Source organism: Paraburkholderia phenazinium, assembly GCF_900142845.1.
Lineage (GTDB): Bacteria > Pseudomonadota > Gammaproteobacteria > Burkholderiales > Burkholderiaceae > Paraburkholderia > Paraburkholderia phenazinium_A.
Genome location: NZ_FSRU01000002.1, coordinates 2,558,287 through 2,577,536 on the forward strand (window position 1 = coordinate 2,558,287; position 19,250 = coordinate 2,577,536).

A 19,250-nucleotide genomic window follows, 5' to 3' on the forward strand; every position below is an offset into this window, starting at 1 on the left:
GCCTGCTCCGTGAATCGGAACAGGCGCCTTGATCGTAGCCAGCCGCGCGGATCCTAAACAGTCAGCCGAATGGCTAACGCGAGGCCTCTACTGCCGGACGGTCCGCAGACCACCCCACCCTCAATGCGAAGGTGGCGGCGCGCCGGGCGGCAACTGTCCGGCGGCCCGGCTCGCGTTGCGGCGCTTGAGCAGGTAGCCGAGGATCACCACGAATAGCGCACCGGCGATACTCGTGCCGTACTCGGCCACCGGCGAGTCGAGGATCGGCCAGCGGTCGCCGGCCGGGTCGTTGATGATGAGGCCGCCGGCAATCCAGCCCAGCAGCGCCGCCCCGAGCGTAATGACGATGGGAAAGCGGTCCAGCAGTTTCAGCACCAACTGACTGCCCCACACGATCAGCGGGATGCTCACGATCAGCCCGAAGATCACCAGCGCGAGGCGATGCTCCGGATCGGCCGCTTCGGCCGCGCCGGCAATCGCGATGACGTTGTCGAGGCTCATCACCGCGTCCGCGACGATGATGGTTTTGATCGCGGTGATCAGCTTGTCGGCGGGCTTGATGCTGTCGTGGGCATCGTGCGCGGGTGCCATCAGACGCACGCCGATCCACAGCAGCAGCAAGCCGCCGGCGAATTTCAGCAACGGCACGTCGAGCAGCACCACCGCGAACGCGATCAGCGCGACACGCAGCACGATCGCCCCGGCCGTGCCCCACAAGACACCCTTCACGCGCTGCGACGCCGGCAGGTTGCGGCAGGCGAGCGCAATCACCACCGCGTTATCGCCACCCAGCAGGATGTCGATCACGATGATCTGAATGACGGCGCCCCAATGGAGCGTGGTGAAGAACTCGAGCATGAACAGAAAACCAAAGAATGCAGAGCGCGCAGTCGATCGCGATGAGGCTGCATGGGACCAGAGTAAGAGCTTTGCGTGGGACCGGAGTAACGCGCTAAAGCGCGAACTCTGACCGACAGCCAAAGCGCTGACTCTGGTCGACAAAAAAGCGAGGGAGCAATTACTCGCTCCCTCGCTTTAGGACTGCGCTCTTACGAAAGGAGTTCGTAAGAGTATCAAAAAACAGGCCGATCTGGCCGGCCTATTTCGATTTACAGCATCGCCTTCAGAAGACGCGCCATTTCCGACGGGTTCTTCGTGACCTTGATACCGCAAGCTTCCATGATTTCCAGCTTGGCTTCAGCCGTATCGGCACCGCCCGAGATCAGCGCGCCAGCGTGACCCATGCGCTTGCCGGCCGGAGCCGTGACACCCGCGATGAAGCCAACCACCGGCTTCTTCATGTTGCCCTTGATCCACTCAGCGGCATTCGCTTCGTCCGGACCGCCGATCTCGCCGATCATGATGACGGCGTCCGTATCCGGATCGTCGTTGAACATCTTCATGACGTCGATGTGCTTCAGACCGTTGATCGGGTCGCCGCCGATACCGACTGCCGACGACTGGCCGAGGCCGATCGCCGTCAACTGGCCGACTGCTTCATACGTCAGCGTGCCCGAACGCGACACGACGCCGATGCGGCCCTTGCGGTGGATGTGACCCGGCATGATGCCGATCTTCAGTTCGTCCGGCGTGATCGTGCCCGGGCAGTTCGGTCCGAGCAGCAGCGTCTTGCGGTTTTCGCGACGCATACGGTCCTTGATCTCGATCATGTCGCGGACAGGAATGCCTTCCGTGATACAGATTGCGAGATCCAGATCCGCCTCGACGGCTTCCCAGATTGCTGCCGCTGCGCCTGCCGGCGGAACGTAGATGACCGAAACGGTTGCGCCGGTTTCAGCCGCCGCTTCCTTCACGCTTGCGTAGATAGGAATGCCTTCGAAATCTTCGCCGGCCTTCTTCGGGTTCACGCCGGCGACGAAAGCTTCGCGGCCGTTTGCGTATTCACGGCAAGCACGCGTGTGGAACTGACCGGTCTTGCCGGTAATGCCCTGCGTGATGACCTTGGTGTCTTTGTTGATCAGAATCGACATGTATTGACCTCTGTTCGTCTGGCGCCGCGAGCGGGGCGGGATTGTTCTTCACCCGCGTCGCTCACGCGCCGCCATTCGTAATCCTGGTTAATCCTTGGCAAACCCGCCTTGGCAAATTCGCCTGGAAAACGCCCGGCAGGCTTACGCCTTGCCCGCAGCGGCCGCGACGACCTTCTGAGCCGCTTCTTCCATGCTGTCTGCCGCGATGATCGGCAGGCCGGATTCAGCCAGCATCTTCTTGCCCAGGTCTTCGTTCGTGCCCTTCATGCGGACCACGAGCGGCACCTTCAGCGAGACAGCCTTCGAAGCCGCGATCACGCCTTCCGCGATCACGTCGCAGCGCATGATGCCACCGAAAATATTGACCAGAATGGCCGTCAGGTTCGGGTTCTTCAGCATGATCTTGAACGCTTCCGTGACCTTCTCGGTCGTGGCGCCACCGCCCACGTCCAGGAAGTTCGCCGGTTCGCCGCCGAACAGCTTGATGGTGTCCATCGTTGCCATTGCAAGGCCAGCGCCGTTCACGAGGCAGCCGATGTTGCCGTCGAGCGAGATATACGCGAGATCGAACTTCGATGCTTCGACTTCAGCCGGATCTTCTTCGTCCAGATCGCGGTAAGCCACGATTTCCGGATGACGGAACAGGGCGTTCGAGTCGAAGTTGAACTTGGCGTCCAGCGCGATGACCTTGCCGTCGCCGGTCAGGATCAGCGGGTTGATTTCGGCCAGCGATGCGTCGGTGTCCCAGAACGCCTTGTACAGGCCTTGCAGGATCGCGCGTGCTTGCGGCAGCGAAGCGGCGGGCACGCCGATCTTCGTGGCGAGTTCATCCGCTTCCGAATCTTTCAGACCGACCGACGGGTCGACAGCGATCTTGTGGATCAGCTCAGGCGTCTTTTCCGCGACTTCTTCGACGTCCATGCCGCCTTCGCTCGAAGCCATCACGACGACTTTCTGCGAGACGCGATCGATCACGAGGCCGACATACAGTTCCTTCTTGATGTCAGCGCCTTCTTCGATCAGCAGGCGGTTCACCTTCTGGCCTTCCGGGCCAGTCTGGTGCGTGACGAGTTGCATGCCGAGGATCTGGTTCGAGTATTCACGAACCTGTTCCAGCGACTTTGCGACCTTCACGCCGCCACCCTTGCCACGGCCACCCGCGTGGATCTGAGCCTTCACGACCCATACCGGGCCGCCGAGCTCTTCAGCGGCCTTGACCGCGTCATCCACCGAGAAGACCGGCTTGCCGCGCGGTACCGCGACGCCGAATTTCCGCAGGATTTCCTTACCCTGGTACTCGTGAATCTTCATGCGTGATTCCCTTCAGTCTGAGAGTTGGATTGAACTTCGTTTCCGCTGCTGTCGTTCAAACGGGACGTGCCGGCGCCGTTGCCGTTTCCGGCGGCGTGGCGTGTTTGTTCGCTTGCTGTATCCGCACGCTCCGTTGAACGCGGCGCGTGGCCATACCAGCGCGGATAAAACTGTCGCACCGCCTCGCCGTCGAATCGCAGCGCGTGGCAGCGACCCAGCTGGAATGGCGGCTTGTCGTTTGAGTGTTCGTCTGAGGCTTTGGGTGAACCGTCCCCTGATGCGTCCCCTGGAGCCGCTTCGTGCGGCGGCTTACTGTCGTTCGTGTTCCACACTTCACCGGCGAACGCCTGAATGGCGGCCGTGGGAAGGAAAGCGCACAACTCGGTGAGATGCGTGCAACCTGCCGTGCCTCCCAGCAAACGGGCGGCTTCGCGGCGAAAGTTGTTGAACAGATTGAGCCCGATGAGGGCCCGATAGGCGGGATTGGTGGCTTCGCACAGACCGGGATAGGGCACCCAGTCGGACGACGCTTGCGCGTCGACAACGTTGAGCTTGCGATCGATCGTAATGCGGAGCCAGAGTTCATGGATCGGCAGACCGTTGGGCCGGACGCCCGACGCAAGTGCCACATCACGTGGCTTTTGGTCGGTGAGACACGCCTCTATGTCCCACAGGCCGTCCTCGCGCTCATAGGCTTCCGCACGAATTGCGCGGCGATGGCGCAACTGACGGGAGACGGGCGGGGAAAGCGGCATGCGGAAGGAAAAGGCCGAATTGGAAAACCCCTTGATTTTAGCATACCGGGTATTTGAGACAGGTTGGATTGTGCATAGCACCAATCCGGGGCCGGCGGATGCGGCCTGGTGTCGCGTCGGGTGTGGGCGCCAAACGGTTCGGACGGGGGTGTGGGTTGCTGGGTGGTGTGGGTGTGAGTTGCTGGGTCCGGCTGCGTCCTGGCTGCGGCCCGCTGCGCGTCTGATGTTAGCCGTCGTTAGCCGTTAGCCGTTAGCCGTCAGCCGTTAGCCGTTAGCCGTCAGCCCACTCGTCCTCGATGCCCTTAAGGATCTTGCTGATCGTCGCGCCGGAGAATCCGCGCGCGGCGAGAAAGCGCGCCTGCTTTGCTCGCTCAGCCTGGGTTTGCGGAAGCTCGCCGTATTTCTTGCGCCAGACCGCCTGGGCACGCGCCAGTTCGGTTTCGCGCAACTGGGCGCTCGCCTCCTCGATCAACGTCTGGCCGACCGCGTGCCGCTTCAACTCACCGACAATCCGGTTGGCGCCAAGACGTGACGAGCGACGGTGGACCAGGCTCTCGGCGAAACGCGAATCGGATAGCCAACCCTCGCTTTCAAGCGAATCGAGCAAAGTCTCTAGAGAATCGGTCTCTTCGACGAAGGGCGTCAGCTTGCGCGCGAGTTCGGCGCGGCTGTATTCGCGGCGGGACAGGTAACCGAGCGCGCGGCCTTTCAGCGAACGAGCGGGGCGCTGGGATTTTGCGGCGCGGTCGTCATCGGACGGCGCCTCGCCGGGCGTGCGGCGCGAGCGGGTGTAGGTGGTTTCTGCGGAAGCGCTGGCGGCATCGCCAGAATCCGGCGAGGTGGAACTGCCGGAAGTGCGCGGAGATGCAGACGCGCGGCCCGAAGCCTGATCGTGCGCGTCGAAAGACTCGAACGGGTCAAAGGAGTCTCCGTCGGGATCACCGTCACGCGGGCCGTCCGCATCACGTCCTGCATGAGATACAGGCCGGCCCTTGCGTATCACGCGACGATCACTCCTCTTCGCCCGCGACTTCAGCGCTTGCGCCTACGGCGGCTTCCGCCATTGCGTTCACGCCCAGCGATTCACGGATGCGATTTTCGATTTCGCGTGCGATCTCGGGATTCTCACGCAGGAATTCGCGTGCGTTATCTTTACCCTGACCGATCCGGTCGCCGTTGTAGCTGTACCAGGCGCCAGCCTTGTCGACGATCTTCGCCGACACACCCAGGTCGATCACTTCACCCTGACGCGAAATGCCTTCGCCGTACAGGATGTCGAAAATCGCCTCGCGGAACGGCGGCGCGACCTTGTTCTTGACGACCTTCACGCGCGTTTCGTTGCCGATCACTTCGTCGTTCTTCTTGATCGAACCGATCCGGCGAATGTCCAGACGCACCGACGCATAGAACTTCAGCGCATTACCACCCGTGGTGGTTTCCGGGTTGCCGAACATCACACCGATCTTCATACGGATCTGGTTGATGAAGATGACGAGGCAGTTCGTACGCTTGATCGTGCCGGTGAGCTTGCGCAGCGCCTGCGACATCAGACGCGCTTGCAGACCCGGCAGCGAGTCGCCCATTTCGCCTTCGATTTCAGCCTTCGGCACCAGTGCCGCGACCGAGTCGATCACGATCATGTCGATGGAACCCGAACGCACCAGCGCGTCGCAGATTTCCAGCGCCTGTTCGCCCGTGTCCGGCTGCGAAACCAGCAGATCGTTCACGTTCACGCCGAGCTTGCCGGCGTATTGGATGTCCAACGCGTGTTCCGCGTCGATAAACGCTGCTGTGCCGCCGAGCTTCTGCATTTCGGCGACGACCTGCAGTGTCAGCGTGGTTTTACCCGACGATTCCGGCCCGTAGATTTCGACCACACGGCCACGCGGCAAACCGCCGACACCCAGTGCGATGTCAAGACCCAGCGATCCCGTTGAGACCACCTGGATATCTTCGACCACCTCACCTGCGCCGAGTCGCATGACCGACCCTTTGCCGAACTGTTTTTCAATCTGCGCGAGCGCGGCAGCCAATGCCTTGCTCTTTTCAGCAGTCAGTCCAGCCGAGCCTTTCTTGCTTTCTTCCATGAATCGTCCTTTGCTATGATGAACGGCGTCTGAGGCAGATGTGCAGCCCATTCATCACGGACAGCACGCTAAACGCAGACACTGTATAAAAAAACAGTAGTTTTGGCAAGCACGATTCGCACGTGGAGACATTTATGTGCGATCGGGGTGCGCCACACTACCCACAAAAATCGTTGGAGACCGCTGCGCGCCGGGCGATATCACGGTGCCGGCAAAGCCAGGCTGGCGCATCATGCGAATTCTCATTGCCGAAGATGACAGCATACTCGCGGACGGTCTCGTTCGATCACTCCGCCAATCGGCATACGCCGTTGATCACGTGAAGAACGGCGTCGAAGCCGATACCGCGCTGTCGATGCAAACGTTCGACCTGCTGATACTCGATCTCGGCCTGCCGCGCATGTCCGGGCTCGAGGTGCTGCGCCGTCTGCGGGCGCGCAATTCGAACCTGCCGGTGCTGATCCTGACCGCGGCGGACAGCGTCGACGAACGCGTCAAAGGCCTCGACCTCGGCGCCGACGACTATATGGCCAAGCCCTTCGCCCTCAACGAACTCGAGGCGCGCGTGCGGGCGCTGACCCGCCGCGGCGCGGGCGGCGGCCCGACGGTGGTGCGGCATGGCTCGCTGTCGTTCGATCAGGTTGGCCGGATCGCTTATATCAACGAGCAGGTGATCGAGTTGTCCGCGCGCGAACTGGGCCTGCTCGAAGTGCTGCTGCAGCGGATCGGCCGGCTGGTGTCGAAAGAGCAACTGGTCGATCACCTGTGCGAATGGGGCGAAGAGGTCAGCAACAACGCGATCGAAGTCTACGTGCACCGGCTGCGCAAGAAGATCGAGCCGAGCGGCGTGCGCATCATCACCGTGCGCGGCCTCGGCTACTGCCTGGAAAAGGCTACCTCGGCCACGCCGGCCGGAGCGGCGTCCGACACGCACGCCTCACGCTCGACGCCCGAACCGGCCGCGCCCGCCTCGCCCGCATCCAGCGCGATGCCCGCGAGCCACCACTTCAAATAGAGACCACCCATGTCCGCACGCGTAGAGCGCGCCACAGCGCAAGCGGCGGACCTCGACGACGAGGCGCGCGACGCCCGCTACGCGAACCCGTTCGCGCCGCCCGACGAAACCGAAGCCTCCGCCGAGGCCCGGCCGCGCTCGCTGTTCGGCGAAATTCTCGACTGGATGCTGGCGCCGCTACTGCTGCTGTGGCCGATGAGCATTGCGGTCACGTATCTGGTCGCCAAGTCGATCGCCAACGGCCCGTTCGACCGCGCGCTCGAAACCGATGCCTATGTACTGGCGCGGCAGATCCATCCGGTCAACGGCGTCGCCGAACTGTCGCTGCCCGATGCGACGCGTGACTTCCTGAGTGCGGACAACGTCGACAAGGTGTTCTACCAGGTGCTCGGCACGCGCGGCGAACTGGTGGGCGGCGACCGCGACATGCCGCTGCCGCACGAGGAAGACCGGCCGCCGCCGGGGCTCGTCGAGTTCCGCGACGACGTGCTGCGCGGCAACGACATCCGCGTCGCCTATACGACGGTAGAGTTTCCACAGACACCGGGCGCGCTGCCGGTGCTGGTGCAGGTGGGCGAGACGCTCGACAAGCGCAGCCAGCTCGCCAACGACATCATCAAAGGCGTGATCCTGCCGCAGTTCGTGATCCTGCCGCTGGCGATCGTGCTGGTGTGGTTCGGACTGTCGCGCGGGCTCGCGCCGCTGCACGCGCTGCAGGCCCATATCCGGGCGCGGCGTCCGGACGACCTGTCGCCGCTCGAATCGCGCCGCGCACCGCCGGAGATCGAACCGCTGGTCACGTCGTTCAACGACCTGCTAACGCGTCTAGAACAGGTTATGGAGCTGCAAAAGCGCTTCATCGCCGATGCGGCCCACCAGATGAAGACCCCGCTCGCCGGCCTGCGCACCCAGGCCGAGCTAGCGCTGCGCCAGGACGTGTCCGAGGAAGTGCACCGCTCGCTCGAGCAGATCGCCACCAGCTCCGAACACGCGGCGCGGCTCGTCACACAGTTGCTGGCGTTGGCGCGGGCGGAAAACCGGCTGTCGGGGCAGATTTTTGCGCCGGTCGAGATCACCGAGGTTGCCCGCAACGCGGTACGCGACTGGGTGCAGGCCGCACTCGCCAAGCAGATGGATCTCGGCTATGAAGGGCCGGACGAAGCGGTGGAAATAGACGGCAGTCTGCTGATGTTGCGCGAGATGCTCTCCAACCTGATCGACAACGCGATCCGCTACACACCGGCCGGCGGACGTATCACCGTGCGGGTGCGGCCGGACGCGGCCACGCGGCAGGTCCATCTGGAGGTGGAAGACACCGGCCTCGGCATTCCGGTCGCGGAACGGGCGCGGGTGATCGAACGCTTCTACCGGATTCTCGGCAGGGAGGGCGACGGCAGCGGGCTTGGCCTCGCCATCGTCCGCGAGATCGCAACCATGCATGGCGGCACGCTGACGATCGACGACAACGTCTATCAATCGGCGCCGCGGCTGGCCGGCACACTCGTGCGCGTCAGCTTAAAGGTACGCGAAACGGCCCGGGACTTACCCTAACCGCCCGGCGCCCAGAAAATATAAATTCGCGAGATGCCGACAACTTATTTGACGATGCGCGACACTTGAATGCCTCTTGGCAGACAAAGACCGCATCCGACCCCACCTCCCTATTCTCTTTGTTTTGAGATACCGCGTCAGTAGGCCGTAAGTTTCCACTCCAATAATCCGATCACGGGCGCGTCTTCCGGGCGGGCCGCGTATATATCAATATTGGAGACGACATATGGCAACCGTTGGCGGGCAAATCTCCCACGTGCCGATGACGCACGAAGAGAAGCGAGTAATCTTCGCATCGTCGCTAGGCACGGTTTTCGAGTGGTACGACTTCTACCTGGCCGGCTCACTCGCGATCTACATTAGCAAGAGCTTTTTCTCCGGGGTCAATCCCACCGCAGCCTTCATCTTTACGCTGCTCAGCTTCGCGGCAGGCTTCGCCGTGCGGCCGTTCGGCGCGATTGTGTTCGGGCGTCTCGGCGATATGGTCGGGCGCAAGTACACGTTCCTGATCACCATCGTGATCATGGGCGTCTCGACTTTCCTGGTCGGTTTTCTGCCCGGATACGCGGCGATCGGCATGGCTTCGCCGGTGATCTTCATCGCGATGCGGCTGCTGCAGGGCCTCGCGCTCGGCGGCGAGTACGGCGGCGCGGCAACTTACGTCGCGGAACACGCACCGGCTGGCCGGCGCGGCTTCTACACTGCCTGGATCCAGACGACGGCCACGCTCGGCCTGTTCCTGTCGTTGCTCGTGATTCTCGGCGTGCGGACGTCGATCGGCGAGGACGCGTTCGGCGTCTGGGGATGGCGCGTGCCGTTCATTGCATCGATCATCCTGCTGGCGGTCTCGGTGTGGATCCGCTTGAAACTGCATGAATCGCCGGCATTCGAGCGCATCAAGTCGGAAGGCAAGACCTCCAAGGCGCCGCTGACCGAAGCATTCGGCCAATGGAAGAACTTGAAGATCGTGATTCTCGCGCTGATCGGGCTGACGGCCGGCCAGGCCGTGGTCTGGTACACGGGGCAGTTCTACACGCTGTTCTTCCTGACGCAGACGCTCAAGGTTGCCGGTTCGAGCGCCAACATCCTGATTGCGCTGGCTCTGCTGATCGGCACGCCGTTCTTCCTGTTCTTCGGCTCGCTGTCGGACCGGATCGGCCGCAAGCCGATCATCATGGCCGGCCTGCTGATCGCCGCGTTGACGTACTTCCCGCTGTTCAAGGCGCTCACGCACTTCACCAACCCGGCGCTCGAAGCCGCGACGCAAAAGTCGCCGATCGTGGTGATCGCCAATCCGGATGAGTGTTCGTTCCAGTTCAACCCGGTGGGTACGGCGAAGTTCACCTCGTCGTGCGACATTGCGAAGAGCGCGCTGTCGAAGGCGGGCTTGAACTACGACAACGTTGCGGCGCCGGCCGGCACCCTCGCGCAGATCAAGGTGGGCGATACGGTGATCAACACGTTCGACGGCAAGGCGGCGGACGCGAAGGCGCAGGGCAAGGCGTTCGACGAGTCGCTCGGCTCGACGCTCAAGGCCGCCGGCTATCCGGCCAAGGCCGATCCGTCGCAGATCAACTGGCCGATGAGCGTGGTGATCCTGACCATCATGATGATCTACGTGACGATGGTGTATGGGCCGATTGCGGCAATGCTGGTGGAGATGTTCCCGACGCGGATCCGCTATACGTCGATGTCGCTGCCGTACCACATCGGCAATGGCTGGTTCGGCGGGTTCCTGCCGGCTACCGCGTTCGCCATCGTGGCGGCGAAGGGCAATATTTACTCGGGGCTGTGGTATCCGATTGTGATCGCGCTCATCACGTTTGTGATTGGCGTGCTGTTCGTCAAGGAAACCAAGGACTCGGATATTTACGCGAAGGATTGAGGCTTGCGCCTCCCGCCGCCGGGTCCGGTTAGGGTCTCGGCGGTGAAGGGTGAAAATGTTGGGCGGCAGGGGTTGACAGCTCCCGCCGCCATCTTCATAATCTCGCTTCTTCTTTAGGCGAATTAGCTCAGCCGGTTAGAGCGACGGAATCATAATCCGCAGGTCCGGGGTTCGAATCCCTGATTCGCCACCAGTTTCGCTGACGGCCCCGCCCCTCTTCACTGAGCGGCGGGGCTTGTTGTTTGGGCGGTAAACTCGCGCGCTGCCGGCGAGGCCGTGCGCGTTGACACCCAGACTCAACGGTATGGCGAAGGATAGGGTCGCGCTTTCGCGCTGGATGTTTTACGCCATTCGGACCGCCTTTGTCATGCCCGCAGACTGATCACCGCCGCGCGCATCGCCTCCAGGTTGTCCATCGCGGCATCCACGGTGGTCTTTTTCGGCGCCAACTGCTCCCCACGCGCCTCGCTAGGTGCGCATCCGAAACGTTCCTTGAACGCGCGCGCAAATGTCGTCTCGCTCGCGAACCCCACGCCATAACCGATCTCGCCGACGCGCTCACGCAGCCGCTTCGGGTCGACCAGGCGACGCATCGCCTCATCCAACCGGCGTTCCCGAACGTGTTTAGCCACCCCGCCCGATACCGCAAAAAGGTCATAGAGAGCGGTTCGGGAAACCTTTAGCGCTTTGCAGAGCGACGCGACGCCCAGTTCAGGATCGATCAAATGGCGTTCAATGTGCGCCTCTGCTTGCGTGCGCAGCATCGGGGCCAGGCGCGGATCGTCTTTTGTGACTTCACGCTTAATCGCCTTCGGCAACAGGCACGCAGCGAGCAATTCCAGCGTGGCCTCCGCCGCAACGCTCGATTGCTCGTCCGTCATCTCGCTCAAGACCTGTGCCAAGGCGCGCATGTGAGACGCGACGAGCGCGCCGACAGGGTCAGCCGCATCCCAACAGGCGCCGTGCAGAACAGCCCCTTGAGGCATGCGTTTGTCCAGCGCTCGCCGTGGAATGCTCAGAGTCAGCATGGGTGCATCACGCGCAAAGCCAATGTTTTCGCGCGACATGTCGCGAACAGCGACGGAGTTGAGCGGCACTCGCTGCTCGCCCTCCGCGGACGCCGACATCAGTTCGCCGCCAAGCAGGCAGTGGACGAGGTATTGGTCCAAATCGGAAGTCGCGATGCGCTTCCGCGTCCGCCGGAATTGCACTTCGTCTTTCGCGGCGTGATGTGTGAGCAGCATCGTGCCGCCAAGGCTCCAAGCGGTTATCTGGGCGGCCAGATCTGATTTCGACCGCTCAATCTCATACATGGGGCGCATCACTTCGCGCCAAATTTCTTCCGCGTCGTCCGCTTTAAGGCGCGCGCTATCAAATCGCAATGGCTGCGGCATTGACAACCCCTTTTGGCTTTTCCGCATCTTATTCGCGAAACCTGTCATTCAAAAGATCGAGAACTCACAAAACGACACGTTGGACAAAACGACGGGTTTTCGTGGACAAAATGAGGGACGCTCCGGGTGCCTTTTGTCGATCATTTGCACAACGGTCAGGGCGCGACGGCAAACAACAAAGTCGCTCCGACCATCATCGGGGAATCGTCATGTCGAGAACTATCAATCCAAACGCAGGCCGAGCGTCGCCAGTTGTCGAAGCAAAAGATGGCCGCGCCACTCGATGCGATCTGCATCGCGGAAACCTTCGTTATGCCTTTGGCCGCGCCCACGCGCTGCAATGCGGCCGCGCTCGTTGTCGCTCAGCCTCGTGGCGCCTGGCCATCGCTGCCCGACTCCTCACTTGTCATTTGTCGCCTCCTGGCGTCACAAAAAACGACGCGAGACGCTCGTATCAGCTTCGCCACGCACAAAAAGTTGACGCGTAACGCTATAGCGAGAACGCAATACGCCTCATTTAACGCACGGAGATCGACGGATTGGACGTCGATGCTCCGGCAACAGCCAGGACCATCATGAAAAGAACAGCAATTTGCGCCGCAGCGGCGGCGTGCATGCTCGCCGCATGCGGCGGAGGGGGCGGTAGCAGCGGCGGGGAATCTTCCAGTGGCACAAGCTCGAGCGCCGCAGCGCCAAGCGTCGCCCTGCTCGCCGCGCCGGGCGCAAGCGCCGGCTCGTTCGCCGCGACCGGCGACACGACAACGGATGCGCTCAACTTCATCAACTATCAGCGCGCGCAAATCGGTCTGCCAGCGCTTTCGTCGCAGACGGGCGTGGCCCAGGCGGCACAAAACCATTCGATCTGGGAGCAGGACAACGACATCGTCGGGCACGACGAGACTTCGGGACAAGCGGGTTACACCGCAGCGACGCCACTCGAACGAGTCAACCTCTATTACTCGACTCAGTCCGTCGGCGAGATCACAGCCGGATTCTCAGGGCCCTTCGCAAATTCCACGGAAGCGATCACAGGGCTCTTTGACGCTCCGTTCCATCGCGCGGTTGCCCTGTTCGATTCAGTGCATGCCGGGGTTGGCGTCGCGAACACAACAAGCGATTCCCAACTGTCGACGCTGACTGTCGATTTCGCCGACTACAAGCAGTTCATCGCCGACAGCCAACTCGTCGCGTGGCCATACAACGGCATGTTGAACGTCGACACCTCGTGGTTCGCCAACGAAAGCCCCAATCCGATGGCGCAGACGACGCAATCTCAGCCGTATGAAAACACGGTGGTCGGCTATCCGGTGACGCTAACGGGTGGAGACAACGCCGCGTTCTCGAACGTGTCGTTCGTTATCACGGATTCCACGGGCGCAAGCGTCCCGTGCCAGGAAGTCGACAGCTCGAACAACTCCGAGGCGGCGCGCGAGGCCATGTGCGTACCGTTCTCGCCGCTGAAAACGGGCACGACTTACACAGTTAAAGTGACCGGCACGCTCTCGAACACGTCTCTGGCCGCGACGCCCTTCTCGCTGTCCTGGGCTTTTACGACCGCCGCGACCGCCAACACGCCGATCGGCGCGCCGACGTCGACCAGCTCGTCAAGCGCAAGCGAAGCCAATGCCTTGAAGCAAGTCGCACCGCGGCGAATCATCCTGAACTGAAGAGATTTCGACATGAAACAACTAATCGAACGCGCGGCCACCGTCGGCACCATCTGCGTCTCTGTTCTGCTGTCAGCATGCAGTGGCTCTCCGAGCGAGGGCGATGTGCGCGCCGCGCTGCAAAAGCAAGTCGAGGCCGGGCGCGCGCAAGCCGAGCAGCTAATGGGCAAGAGCGCCTTCCTGGACAAGCAAATCGACCAGCAAAAGCAGGCAGTCGATGGGATCAAGCTCATCGGCTGCAAGAACGATGGCGACAAGGCCTACGTATGCGACCTTGAATCCAATGGCGGAGCCAGTCGCGTTCGCATGCTCAAAGGCTCGGATGGATGGATCGCCAGCGACGTCGGCAAAGGCTGACGCGTGGGCAGTCGGCAACGGCAAGCGTTGAGCGGCGGTCGCCCACTTTTTGAACCATTTTGGATTGCTGATTATGGACCTGACTTCACTCGCCGCTTCAGCGGCAATCGCGGCCTCCGCCGTGTCTCCGGCGAGCTTTCCCGCTCCCGTCGCCCAGCCGGTGCCGCTTACGCAAGCTGACGCGCCCGCCTACGTCACGGGCGAGACCTGGACGTTTCAATACAGGAACGACCTTGAACCCGCCAAAAATTCAACTTACACGCAGACTGTCGCGCGAGTCGAGGACGGCCGCGCGATAGTCAACGGTGGCGCGACGATCCTCGACGCCAACGGCAATATCGTGAAGCTGGGAACGGCCAGCTACGAGCCGAGCGATGGCAAGCTTCGCTTCCCTTTACGCGTCGGCGACGAATGGACCTCGTCCTACGCCTATCACTCCGGCTCGTGGGAAGCCATCGGCCAGCGGCAAACGAAGGTCGTCGGCGTGGAGCGCGTTGACACGGCTGCAGGCTCGTTCGAAGCTTTGCGCGTCGAGCAGCTCGTCTCATGGTCCGCAGGCGGGGGAAACAAAGGGGGCGGGCGCACTAGCGAAACGGACTGGTATGCCCCGAGCGTCGGTCGCATCGTGAAAGCCGACTTCTCCGACAAAGCAGCCGGCGTCGCGCCGACGAGCACCCACGTCGAGCTAGTCAAGTTTTCCAGGCCCTAATGACCCTTTCAGCGGCCCCTTCGCCGACGCCCGCCAACCGCGCGGCCTCGGCGCTTTTCCAAGGAACAACCATGCAAGCGCAAAAACCGAAGATCGCAAGCGTTGAAACCCAAATGCAGCGCAGCAAGAACATCGGTCGCACGATGTTCATTTTCATCTTCTCTTTCGTCATGTCGATTCCAATCCTAAACATGCTTTTCGGGTTCGGAATCGTAATTTTCCTGACTATGCCGATCCTCACAACGAGCGCTCAGCGAGCCGTCGATTTCGGCTGGCTGCTGCTTGGAGCAGCGCTGTGCATGTTCGGCTTCTTTTTGCCGGGCATTTTCTCCGGGCCTACGTCATCCGGCTTTTTTCACGGCTGGCTGCTCGAGGTCTTTCTGAATGCCGCAGTCGGATGGTTCATCCTCGCCAGCAGACTTGGCCACCTGTTCGTGAAGTCGGCGAGCGAGGCGTGACGGTTGCGAGTTCCGATGGTCAAGAGCAACGCTCCCTCCCGGCCCAACAAATTGAACCTTTGCCTCGCCGCGCGTGTCGAGTATAAACACACCTTCCGAGAGTAAAGCCCCCCGATGAAGAACCTCGCAGCCTCAGCCCTCCTCTCCCTCGCCGCCCTGTCTGCCCACGCGGCTCCGAACCAGCAATGGAAAGACGCCTCGACCACCTTCGCGACCTTAATTCAAAGCGGATACAAGCTTGTCGCGGTGGACCATGCCCCGTCGCCTGGCAGCCTCAGTCTGGTCACAACCGTCTACTACCTGCAAAAAGACGCGAGCATGTTCGCGTGCAATGAGACTCACCGCGTCACCGACGCGAAAACAGGTTCGACAACGGGTGAGTTCACATGCTTGGAACTGGTTCAGCCTTACGACTCGACCATGCCGCCTCAACAGTAAGCTCAGCGGGAGCAAACATTCATAGCCTAGACCAGCGCATCCTGCTCCACCGGATTCTGAAAGAACGCTTCCAGACTCACGTGCTCCTCGTTGGCGACCTGCTGAAGGCAACGCGCGTTATTGGACCTCACGCTCGACGGCGCCTTCGCGACAGCCAATACAAACAAGCCGAGTATCAATAGCATGTTGGCAATGCCAACCACCCACTGCAGTCCCTCGCCCGAAACAAACCCTCTCCAACCTGCGACATCTCTATTCACCACTGGCTTCTGCATATCCGAATTCATTTCGTATTCCTATATATGATGTAGTAATCAGTCCAACCAGCAAGCGTCGATCGCGCCTTACCGCGCCACCGGCAACAAGCTATCGAAAGCGCGCTCCACCCAGCGCACCACAGGCCATCGATCGAACCTACGTCGTCGCCCAACGTACTCGCTAGTTAAAGTCACTTCCGCTGGACGTTCGCCGTCTGCACTCAACCAGATGCGTTCGCCGCGCGCGACCCGGATCACATCTCCCGCTTGCAGCCAGTGGTCGTACGGAGAAAAGATGCGCGTCAACCAGACACGCTCGCCATGAGCGCGGATCTCGCAGTGGGCCATCACGCGCCACGACATGGTCTGCCGCGGCAGAAGGCTTAAGTGAATCACCATCCTCGGCGCATGCATCGCGCGCACAGAATGGTCATAAGGGAAGCAGGAACAATCGGACTGCTGGCTAGCGTCGTGCATGGTCATCTCCGTCGATTGAGCCGCGAGACGGAGGAGCCACCAAAAGAAAAAGGCCTCATCCGTTTCCGGCGAGGCCTTGTGACTTGCGCTACTGCAAATTGCTAACGCACACACGCCTCCGATGATTCGTACCAACGTACGATCATTCGGTGTTTAGTCGCGGTGGCGATATGGGCGGGCGCTTTCATGTCTTGGAGTTTCTATTGCACGCTATGGCTTGTCAATAAAAAGTTGCCAAAACGTGCGTGAGGCGCGACACGCGTGACGCCACGTTTTGCGCTCATGCAGCGTGCATTCGCAAGCTGCGCGATCCAGCATCGAACTATTGATGCTGATCCGCCCGTACAGTCCCGACCACCGAAAGCACCGCGTCGATCACCGCATCAGGGCGATAAAACTGAATGTAGTGGCTCGAGTCGTTCACGAGTTGATGCTGACTTCTCGACGACCACGTCGCCTCGTCGTCCTGCATCTGCTTCCAGACCGCCTTGATTTTCTGCCCTTGCGTAGCCGTGATCTGCATGGACTGAAGCTCCGCATCGGAGAACGGCGCCATGGCGGTCAGCACAAAAAGCGGCCGGTTGCCGAGCTGGCGGAAAGTCCCCGCTTCGGTGAGCGTCTCGTTTAGCGCTTCGTCTTCAAGCATCATCGGACCGAGAGACGTGGGCGCGTACGCGCGAATCGTCTCGACATCGTGCAGATCCTGGTGCGGCTCCTGCGGAACCAGAACGGGCGCAACGGGACGCAACGCGCCGGTCCAGGCGAGCGACGCGGCGAGTTTGCCGAGGAAGATGCTCTGCTCCGGCATCACACCCTTGAGCCGTTGCGTCTGGTCCGGATGCGAAGCATCCACGAACACCAGACCCGCGACGTCCTGACCGTAGTAATGGGTATAAGTCATGATGTAGGGACCGCCCAGCGAGTGCCCGACCAGCACGAACGGACCATGCTCGCCGGCTGCGTTCAAGGTCTTGTGCAGATCCTCGGCCACGGTCCGGCCGTTTTGAGCGCGACCTGGCGCGTCGCTCCACATGATGCCTGCGCGGCTATACGAACAGGCTCTCGTGGTCTTAGCCACCGCATCCTGAACAGCGGACCAACTCAGCGACCCATTGATATCCAGACCTGATTCGAACACAACCGTGGGCGATCCCGTGCCTCTGCAATCAAGCTGAATCTTGCGGCCGCCGATATCGACTAGCGTCCCCTGCGCAGGAAAATCCCGCGTCACGTGATGCCGTTGAATGAACTCATAACCACTGCCTGTCAATACGACTAAAGCAATCAGCGCAACAAGCGCCGATGCAATACGAATAATCCATCGCTTCACGACTGTCCCTTGTCCGAACCTGGCGAGGGGGCAGTATGCTCCGCGAAGAATGCAACCGCCAACCGGCGACGCAAACGTACTGCCCGACTACTCCACTAATCCCAGGTCAAGCGGAAAGCAGATCTCAAACGTCGTCCCACGACCTTCACGCGACTCGAAGCGGATTTGCCCATGCAGTACGCGGCAAAGCTCCTTGACGATCGCAAGGCCCAGCCCTGTGCCCGGTATATCGTCACCGGCGGCGCGCTCGAATTCATCGAACACCCGGTCCGCATCCGAAGCCGCGATCCCAATGCCCGTATCGGAGACCCGGATAGACCAGTGGCCCTCTCCCGCGCCGCCGATAGCCAGTTCGATTTCGCCCGTGGCCGTGTACTTGGTCGCGTTCGACAACAGGTTGAGCGCCACCTGCTTCACCTTGAGACGATTCGAAGTCACGGACACGAGCTCGGCGTCACAGGCGGTCTTCAGGCGCAAGCCTTTTGCTTCGATAGCAGGTCGGCACGAAGTCACCAGTTCGTCGAACAACACCCTCACGTCAAACGGCTCCGCTTCCGGCGGACTGTTATCGCCCAGCACGACCGAATACTCCACCATCTGGTCGACCAGTTGCTTCATATCCGCCGCCTGACGATGGGCCAGCGTCAACGCGGCCTCAGCCTTTGCCGGCGCACGCCCGATCAACGTCAAAGCCACCGAGAACGCATTCAGGAAATTGCGCAGGTCATGCACCACGCTGCGGGTGATCTGCATGCGCGACTCATGGAGATCGCTGACGAGCCGTTGGTTGAGCTTCAATTCATGATTCGCGCGTTCGAGCTTGCCGGTGTAGTCGTCGATTTTCCGGTCGCGCTCGCTCACCACCTCGCGGATCGACGTCAAGGTGACGAAACTCAACGCTTCGGCAATCAGGCGCCGGGCCCGTCTTTCGTGGCGGCGCGTGAAGCCGCTTCCGGTATCGGCGAATGTCTCGAGAGCCCCGGCCAGCGTCTGATGGAACAGATCGAGTTCACGCACCAGTTCCTCGATCCGGTATCCCTGGCGCCAGCGTACGAGACCATGCATGCGCGCGTCGCGTTCGATGGCCGGCTCCACCTTCTCGAGATCCTCCGCGTCGAGCGCGGCGCACAACCCGTCGAGAATCTCCGGCAGGTGATCGGCAAGCTGTTCGTACGTCAGTTTGTCGGCCTCGATCAGGTCGACGTCGCCGAAGACCTCTTTCATCCACTGCTCGGTCAAGCGAACCCGCTCGCTGCGGAGAAAATCGGCGAACCCGCGCAGAGGCCCTTTGGGTGTATCAGTCATAACGGCCACTCGGTGAGTAACGTTTCTACAAAAAGGAATCGACATCTACCGTATCGAACGCGGCACGCGCTGTATCGACGACGCTCTTCATCCGAACATTCGCCCCGGTCAGATCTGCCGCCGCAGGCCCGCAGCCCTTTGCGGCAGGGGTTCGGACCGGCCACGCACGCCCCACGGCCCTTGAAAGCGAAGTCATTATGGCCCCAACCACGCGCAATGGAACGGCTTTTGCATGCCTGTAACGGCTAAAACGACGTTCACGA

At 61.4% G+C, this 19,250-nt stretch carries 19 protein-coding genes and 1 tRNA gene; 9 read left to right on the forward strand and 11 right to left on the reverse strand.

Going from position 1 to position 19,250, the window contains the following annotated elements; translation table 11 throughout:
- Positions 1-120: 120 nt before the first annotated feature.
- The 6 genes from BUS12_RS28425 to recA all read right to left on the reverse strand — a co-directional run bounded on the left by BUS12_RS28425 (position 121) and on the right by recA (position 6,144).
- Positions 121-858, reverse strand: a complete 738-nt coding sequence (locus tag BUS12_RS28425) for a TerC family protein (RefSeq protein WP_074300700.1) — start codon at positions 856-858, stop codon at positions 121-123.
- A 251-nt stretch (positions 859-1,109) separates the two neighbouring features.
- On the reverse strand, positions 1,110-1,991 hold the full coding sequence (gene sucD, locus BUS12_RS28430) for a succinate--CoA ligase subunit alpha (RefSeq protein WP_074300701.1): 882 nt from the start codon (positions 1,989-1,991) through the stop codon (positions 1,110-1,112).
- A 141-nt stretch (positions 1,992-2,132) separates the two neighbouring features.
- Positions 2,133-3,302, reverse strand: coding sequence for an ADP-forming succinate--CoA ligase subunit beta (gene sucC, locus BUS12_RS28435; RefSeq protein WP_074300702.1), 1,170 nt, complete (start codon positions 3,300-3,302; stop codon positions 2,133-2,135).
- Positions 3,299-4,057, reverse strand: coding sequence for a DUF2889 domain-containing protein (locus tag BUS12_RS28440; RefSeq protein ID WP_074300703.1), 759 nt, complete (start codon positions 4,055-4,057; stop codon positions 3,299-3,301). The genes sucC and BUS12_RS28440 overlap by 4 nt, the downstream gene beginning before the upstream one ends.
- Positions 4,058-4,328: 271 nt before the next feature.
- Positions 4,329-5,060 (reverse strand): recombination regulator RecX, encoded by a 732-nt coding sequence (gene recX / locus BUS12_RS28445; RefSeq protein WP_074300704.1) that lies wholly within the window; start codon positions 5,058-5,060, stop codon positions 4,329-4,331.
- 7 nt (positions 5,061-5,067) lie between these two features.
- A complete protein-coding gene (gene recA / locus BUS12_RS28450; protein ID WP_074300705.1) occupies positions 5,068-6,144 on the reverse strand; it encodes a recombinase RecA in 1,077 nt (358 codons plus the stop codon).
- Between the two features lie 232 nt (positions 6,145-6,376).
- On the opposite strand from recA, the gene BUS12_RS28455 reads away from it, so the two are divergent.
- The 4 genes from BUS12_RS28455 (at position 6,377) to BUS12_RS28470 (ending at position 10,788) form a co-directional block, all read left to right on the forward strand.
- A complete protein-coding gene (locus tag BUS12_RS28455; protein WP_074300706.1) occupies positions 6,377-7,159 on the forward strand; it encodes a response regulator transcription factor in 783 nt (260 codons plus the stop codon).
- A gap of 9 nt (positions 7,160-7,168) precedes the next feature.
- Positions 7,169-8,710, forward strand: coding sequence for a sensor histidine kinase (locus BUS12_RS28460; RefSeq protein ID WP_074300707.1), 1,542 nt, complete (start codon positions 7,169-7,171; stop codon positions 8,708-8,710).
- Between the two features lie 226 nt (positions 8,711-8,936).
- Positions 8,937-10,595: an MFS transporter gene (locus tag BUS12_RS28465; protein WP_074300708.1), complete on the forward strand. Its 1,659-nt coding sequence runs from the start codon at positions 8,937-8,939 to the stop codon at positions 10,593-10,595.
- A gap of 116 nt (positions 10,596-10,711) precedes the next feature.
- Positions 10,712-10,788: transfer RNA gene (locus BUS12_RS28470), tRNA-Met, on the forward strand.
- Between the two features lie 172 nt (positions 10,789-10,960).
- On the opposite strand, the gene BUS12_RS28475 is transcribed toward BUS12_RS28470, so the two are convergent.
- Positions 10,961-11,989 (reverse strand): helix-turn-helix domain-containing protein, encoded by a 1,029-nt coding sequence (locus BUS12_RS28475; protein WP_171991727.1) that lies wholly within the window; start codon positions 11,987-11,989, stop codon positions 10,961-10,963.
- 575 nt (positions 11,990-12,564) lie between these two features.
- On the opposite strand from BUS12_RS28475, the gene BUS12_RS28480 reads away from it, so the two are divergent.
- From BUS12_RS28480 to BUS12_RS28500, 5 genes are all read left to right on the forward strand, one after another.
- Positions 12,565-13,656, forward strand: coding sequence for a CAP domain-containing protein (locus tag BUS12_RS28480; RefSeq protein ID WP_074300710.1), 1,092 nt, complete (start codon positions 12,565-12,567; stop codon positions 13,654-13,656).
- 12 nt (positions 13,657-13,668) lie between these two features.
- Positions 13,669-14,013, forward strand: coding sequence for a hypothetical protein (locus BUS12_RS28485; protein WP_074300711.1), 345 nt, complete (start codon positions 13,669-13,671; stop codon positions 14,011-14,013).
- Positions 14,014-14,077: 64 nt separating this feature from the next.
- The gene (locus BUS12_RS28490; RefSeq protein WP_074300712.1) at positions 14,078-14,722 is read left to right on the forward strand and encodes a hypothetical protein; all 645 of its coding nucleotides are present in this window, start codon (positions 14,078-14,080) and stop codon (positions 14,720-14,722) included.
- Between the two features lie 71 nt (positions 14,723-14,793).
- Complete coding sequence (locus BUS12_RS28495; protein ID WP_074300713.1) at positions 14,794-15,180, forward strand: hypothetical protein; 387 nt, start codon at positions 14,794-14,796, stop codon at positions 15,178-15,180.
- Between the two features lie 114 nt (positions 15,181-15,294).
- A complete protein-coding gene (locus BUS12_RS28500; protein WP_074300714.1) occupies positions 15,295-15,618 on the forward strand; it encodes a hypothetical protein in 324 nt (107 codons plus the stop codon).
- 26 nt (positions 15,619-15,644) lie between these two features.
- On the opposite strand, the gene BUS12_RS28505 is transcribed toward BUS12_RS28500, so the two are convergent.
- From BUS12_RS28505 to BUS12_RS28520, 4 genes are all read right to left on the reverse strand, one after another.
- Positions 15,645-15,905 carry a hypothetical protein gene (locus tag BUS12_RS28505; protein WP_074300715.1) on the reverse strand — a complete coding sequence of 87 codons (261 nt, stop codon included), beginning with the start codon at positions 15,903-15,905 and terminating at the stop codon, positions 15,645-15,647.
- Positions 15,906-15,962: 57 nt separating this feature from the next.
- Positions 15,963-16,352 (reverse strand): DUF2917 domain-containing protein, encoded by a 390-nt coding sequence (locus tag BUS12_RS28510; protein ID WP_074301754.1) that lies wholly within the window; start codon positions 16,350-16,352, stop codon positions 15,963-15,965.
- Between the two features lie 322 nt (positions 16,353-16,674).
- On the reverse strand, positions 16,675-17,682 hold the full coding sequence (locus BUS12_RS28515) for an alpha/beta fold hydrolase (protein WP_367117666.1): 1,008 nt from the start codon (positions 17,680-17,682) through the stop codon (positions 16,675-16,677).
- Positions 17,683-17,769: 87 nt separating this feature from the next.
- Positions 17,770-18,987, reverse strand: a complete 1,218-nt coding sequence (locus BUS12_RS28520) for a sensor histidine kinase (RefSeq protein WP_074300716.1) — start codon at positions 18,985-18,987, stop codon at positions 17,770-17,772.
- Positions 18,988-19,250 lie beyond the last annotated feature (263 nt).

Coding starts and splice junctions, on each gene's coding strand:
- sucC (WP_074300702.1), bottom strand. CDS start 3,302: ATGAAGATTCACGAGTACCAGGGTAAGGAAATCCTGCGGAAATTCGGC.
- BUS12_RS28510 (WP_074301754.1), bottom strand. CDS start 16,352: ATGCACGACGCTAGCCAGCAGTCCGATTGTTCCTGCTTCCCTTATGAC.
- BUS12_RS28455 (WP_074300706.1), top strand. CDS start 6,377: ATGCGAATTCTCATTGCCGAAGATGACAGCATACTCGCGGACGGTCTC.
- sucD (WP_074300701.1), bottom strand. CDS start 1,991: ATGTCGATTCTGATCAACAAAGACACCAAGGTCATCACGCAGGGCATT.
- BUS12_RS28460 (WP_074300707.1), top strand. CDS start 7,169: ATGTCCGCACGCGTAGAGCGCGCCACAGCGCAAGCGGCGGACCTCGAC.
- BUS12_RS28520 (WP_074300716.1), bottom strand. CDS start 18,987: ATGACTGATACACCCAAAGGGCCTCTGCGCGGGTTCGCCGATTTTCTC.
- BUS12_RS28495 (WP_074300713.1), top strand. CDS start 14,794: ATGCAAGCGCAAAAACCGAAGATCGCAAGCGTTGAAACCCAAATGCAG.
- BUS12_RS28475 (WP_171991727.1), bottom strand. CDS start 11,989: ATGCCGCAGCCATTGCGATTTGATAGCGCGCGCCTTAAAGCGGACGAC.
- BUS12_RS28425 (WP_074300700.1), bottom strand. CDS start 858: ATGCTCGAGTTCTTCACCACGCTCCATTGGGGCGCCGTCATTCAGATC.
- BUS12_RS28440 (WP_074300703.1), bottom strand. CDS start 4,057: ATGCCGCTTTCCCCGCCCGTCTCCCGTCAGTTGCGCCATCGCCGCGCA.
- recA (WP_074300705.1), bottom strand. CDS start 6,144: ATGGAAGAAAGCAAGAAAGGCTCGGCTGGACTGACTGCTGAAAAGAGC.
- BUS12_RS28500 (WP_074300714.1), top strand. CDS start 15,295: ATGAAGAACCTCGCAGCCTCAGCCCTCCTCTCCCTCGCCGCCCTGTCT.
- BUS12_RS28485 (WP_074300711.1), top strand. CDS start 13,669: ATGAAACAACTAATCGAACGCGCGGCCACCGTCGGCACCATCTGCGTC.
- BUS12_RS28505 (WP_074300715.1), bottom strand. CDS start 15,905: ATGAATTCGGATATGCAGAAGCCAGTGGTGAATAGAGATGTCGCAGGT.
- BUS12_RS28465 (WP_074300708.1), top strand. CDS start 8,937: ATGGCAACCGTTGGCGGGCAAATCTCCCACGTGCCGATGACGCACGAA.
- BUS12_RS28480 (WP_074300710.1), top strand. CDS start 12,565: ATGAAAAGAACAGCAATTTGCGCCGCAGCGGCGGCGTGCATGCTCGCC.